The organism is Pseudomonas sp. NPDC087346 (genome assembly GCF_044744235.1).
Lineage (GTDB): Bacteria > Pseudomonadota > Gammaproteobacteria > Pseudomonadales > Pseudomonadaceae > Aquipseudomonas.
In genome coordinates, this window is sequence record NZ_JBIUXX010000105.1 from 687 (window position 1) to 5037 (window position 4351).

Below are 4351 nucleotides of genomic sequence, written 5' to 3' on the forward strand. Positions count from 1 at the left end.
AACAACAAAAAAACAATCCCTAAAATAAGCTCATCCACTCTTACGCGGGTACCGTGCATCTTCCAGTTACCAGCTACCATAGGGCGACGCATGCTGTACCTCGTCGGTCAAAGTGGGCGCAGATGTTACCCAACACAATCATGGCTGGCAAGCCGTATCAGGCAGAAACTTCAGTTACCAGTTTTGCCAGTTCTTCGGCATAGCTGCGAACCTGGGTTTCGTCCTCGCCTTCGACCATGACACGCACCAGAGGCTCTGTCCCGGACTTGCGCAGAAGCACGCGACCACGACCCGCCATTGCCTGGGTTACGCGCGCGCTGGCTTCCTTGACAGCAGGATGCTCCAGCGGGTTATCACCGCCACCAAAACGCACGTTAATCAGCACCTGAGGGCACTTGCGCAAGGCTTGGCGGGACTGAGCCAGACCCTCATTGCGGGTCTTCAGCGCCATCAGCACCTGCAACGCCGCGATGATCGCATCCCCGGTGGTCGTGTGATTGAAACACACCACATGCCCCGAATTCTCACCACCAACCAGCCAGTTACGCTCCAGCAGCTCGGCGATCACATAACGGTCACCGACATTGGCGCGAATGAACGGAATCCCCAATTCAGCCAGAGCCAGCTCCAGACCGAGATTGCTCATCAGCGTGCCAACCACCCCGCCCTGCAACTTGCCACGATCATGCAGATCACGCGCAATGATGAACAACAGTTCGTCACCATCAACGATGGCGCCCGTATGATCCACCATCAGCACACGATCGCCATCACCGTCAAAGGCAATACCCAGATCAGCGTGCTCAGCCAGAACAGCAGCCTGCAACTGACCCATATGGGTCGAGCCGCAATTATCATTGATGTTCAGACCATTAGGCTGGGCCGACAGCACCACGACTTCAGCACCCAACTCACGAAAGACGCTCGGCGCAACCTTGTAGGTCGCCCCATGCGCGCAGTCGATCACGATCTTCAGACCGGAAAAACTGGTACTGGTCGGCACACTGCTCTTGCAGAATTCGATGTAGCGGCCAGAAGCATCGTTGATGCGCGACACTTTGCCGATCTTGCTCGACTCAACCACGGTCATCGGGGTGTCGAGCAATTCTTCAATCATCAATTCCAATTCATCCGGCAGCTTGGTGCCCTTGCCGGAAAAGAATTTGATGCCGTTATCGTCATGCGGGTTGTGCGAAGCACTGATCACGATCCCGGCTTCTGCCTGGAACGTGCGCGACAAATAGGCGATGGCCGGAGTCGGCATCGGACCAAGCAACATGACATCGGCACCCGCCGAAGTCAGTCCAGCCTCAAGTGCCGATTCGAACATGTAGCCGGAGATTCGTGTGTCCTTGCCGACCAGCACCTTGCAGGCGCCCATCTTGCGGAAGGCCATGCCGGCAGCCCAGCCGAGCTTGAGCATGAAGTCCGGAGTGATCGGGTATACCCCAACGCGCCCACGAATACCGTCAGTGCCAAAGTATTTCTTGCTCATAAGTGCTCCATCATTCTTATTCGGCTGATTCCACGGCTGCGAGCATCCGCACCACGTCGACCGTTTCCGCCACATCATGGACGCGCAATATACGCGCACCCTTGATTGATGCCAGTGCAGCCAGTGCCAGACCGCCATGCAGACGCTCGCCGACAGGGCGATTCAGGGCCTGCCCGATCATGCTTTTGCGTGAGACACCAACCAGCAACGGTCGACCCAGCGCGTGCAGGGCTTCCATATGCTTGAACAAGCTTAGATTGTGCTGCAGGGTTTTGGCGAAACCGAAGCCGGGATCAAGAATGATCCGCTCAGCCGGGATGCCCGCCAACGCACATTGACTCATGCGCTCTGCCAGAAATTGACCCACTTCCCGAGTGACATCCTGATAGTGCGGATCGTCCTGCATATCACCAGGCTCACCCAGCATATGCATCAGACAGACCGGCAAGCCCGTTGCCGCCGCCGCATCCAGCGCGCCATCCCGTCGCAACGAGCGGACATCGTTGATCAATCCAGCGCCCAGCCGCGCGGTTTCGCGCATTACGGCAGGGGTCGACGTATCAACAGAGATAACCACATCCAGCTCACGATTGATCAGCTCGACGATCGGCGCCACACGCTCAAGCTCTTCAAGCGGGGAAACCGCTCGCGCACCAGGCCGGGTCGATTCGCCACCGACGTCGATCAGCGTTGCGCCGGCCGCCACCATCGCCCCGGCGTGACGCAAGGCTGCATCAAGCTGGCTGAATCGGCCGCCATCGGAGAAAGAGTCGGGAGTGACATTGAGAATGCCCATGACATGCGTCCGGGCCAAATCAAGAACCCGGTTGCCGCAAGGCAACCGGGTCAGGGACTGTACAGAAGTCATTTCAAACCTTAAACGTCAGCAGCCGGACCGCCAATCGGTGTTTCCGGACGCTCGTCCTGAACCACTGGTGGTGGAGGCGTACCGGTGCCACCCGACCAATCGCGAGGCTCGCGAGGTGCACGACCTGCCATGATGTCGTCGATCTGTTCAGCATCGATCGTTTCATACTTCATCAGGGCGTCAGCCATGGCATCGAGCTTGTCACGGTTGTCCGTGAGGATCTGCTTGGCCGTGCCGTAGCACTGGTCAATGATGCTGCGCACTTCGGAGTCGATCAGCTTGGCTGTCTCACCGGAGAAGCTGGCAGCCTGACCACCACCGCCGCGACCGAGGAACACTTCACCCTCTTCTTCGGCGTACATCAACGGACCGAGCTTTTCAGACAAGCCCCACTTGGTCACCATGTTCCGTGCAATCTGGCTGGCACGCATGATGTCGTTGGAAGCACCGGTGGTCACACCGTCAAAACCAAGGGTCATCTCTTCTGCGATACGGCCGCCGTACAGCGAGCAGATCTGACTGATCAGTGCGCGCTTGGACAGGCTGTAGCGATCCTCTTCCGGCAGGAACATGGTCACACCCAGCGCACGGCCGCGCGGAATGATCGAAACCTTGTACACCGGATCATGCTCAGGCACGACGCGACCAACGATGGCGTGGCCAGCTTCGTGATAAGCGGTGTTCTGCTTCTCTTTCTCGGACATGACCATCGATTTGCGCTCGGCGCCCATCATGATCTTGTCTTTGGCCAGTTCGAACTCTTTCATCTCGACGATGCGCTTGCCGCTACGAGCAGCGAACAGCGAGGCTTCGTTGACCAGGTTGGCCAGGTCGGCACCGGAGAAGCCCGGGGTACCACGTGCGATAACCGCCGGAGCAACGTCATCGCCCAGTGGCACCTTACGCATGTGAACCTTGAGGATCTGCTCGCGACCACGGATGTCCGGCAGACCAACCACAACCTGACGGTCGAAACGGCCCGGACGCAGCAATGCCGGGTCGAGTACGTCTGGACGGTTGGTTGCAGCGATAACGATGATGCCGTCATTCATTTCGAAGCCGTCCATCTCTACCAGCAACTGGTTGAGAGTCTGCTCGCGCTCGTCGTGACCGCCACCCATGCCGGCGCCACGATGGCGGCCGACGGCGTCGATTTCGTCGATGAAGATGATGCACGGTGCATGCTTCTTGGCCTGCTCGAACATGTCACGAACACGGCTGGCACCGACACCAACGAACATTTCAACGAAGTCGGAACCGGAGATGGTGAAGAAAGGCACCTTGGCTTCACCGGCAATCGCCTTGGCCAGCAAGGTTTTACCGGTACCCGGAGGACCGACCATCAGTACGCCGCGAGGAATACGACCACCCAGACGCTGGAACTTGCCTGGATCACGAAGGAATTCCACCAGCTCACCAACTTCTTCCTTGGCTTCATCGCAACCTGCAACGTCAGCCAAAGTGGTTTTCACCTGGTCTTCGGAGAGCAGGCGCGCCTTGCTCTTGCCGAAGCTCATCGGCCCGCCCTTGCCGCCCGCACCGCCCTGCATCTGGCGCATGAAGAACATGAACACCGCGATGATCACCAGGATCGGGAAGCTGGCCACCAGGAGCTGGGTCCAGATGCTTTGCTGTTCAGGCTGCTTGCCTTCAACCACAACGTGATTGTCGACGAGGTCGCCGATCAGGCCATTGTCCTGGATTGCCGGACGAATGGTCTTGAAGCTATCGCCGTCGTTACGTTTGCCGGTAATCACATAACCATCAACGGCTACGCGCTCGACCTTGCCATCCTTGACTTGCTGGATGAAGTCGGAATAGTTGAGGGTCTGCGGCTCGTTAGGGCTGGAGAAGTTGTTCATCACCGTCACCAAGACAGCCGCGATGATCAACCACAGGATCAGATACTTTCCCATAACGATCAATAAACTACCCTCTGAACCAACCAACTCAAATGCCGACGGACGCGTGGACAGAGAAGCGGAGGG

The 4351-nt window shown here is 58.0% G+C and carries 3 protein-coding genes and 1 pseudogene; all 4 read right to left on the minus strand.

Features of this window, described 5'->3' with window-relative positions; translation table 11 throughout:
* Window positions 1–92: pseudogene (locus ACIOZM_RS30260) on the minus strand (triose-phosphate isomerase); the annotation flags it as partial.
* Between the two features lie 65 nt (window positions 93–157).
* Window positions 158–1495 carry a phosphoglucosamine mutase gene (glmM, locus tag ACIOZM_RS30265; RefSeq protein ID WP_401221017.1) on the minus strand — a complete coding sequence of 446 codons (1338 nt, stop codon included), beginning with the start codon at window positions 1493–1495 and terminating at the stop codon, window positions 158–160.
* 16 nt (window positions 1496–1511) lie between these two features.
* A complete protein-coding gene (gene folP / locus ACIOZM_RS30270) occupies window positions 1512–2363 on the minus strand; it encodes a dihydropteroate synthase (protein WP_401221019.1) in 852 nt (283 codons plus the stop codon).
* Between the two features lie 8 nt (window positions 2364–2371).
* A complete protein-coding gene (gene ftsH, locus ACIOZM_RS30275; protein ID WP_401221022.1) occupies window positions 2372–4279 on the minus strand; it encodes an ATP-dependent zinc metalloprotease FtsH in 1908 nt (635 codons plus the stop codon).
* Between the last annotated feature and the right edge of the window lie 72 nt (window positions 4280–4351).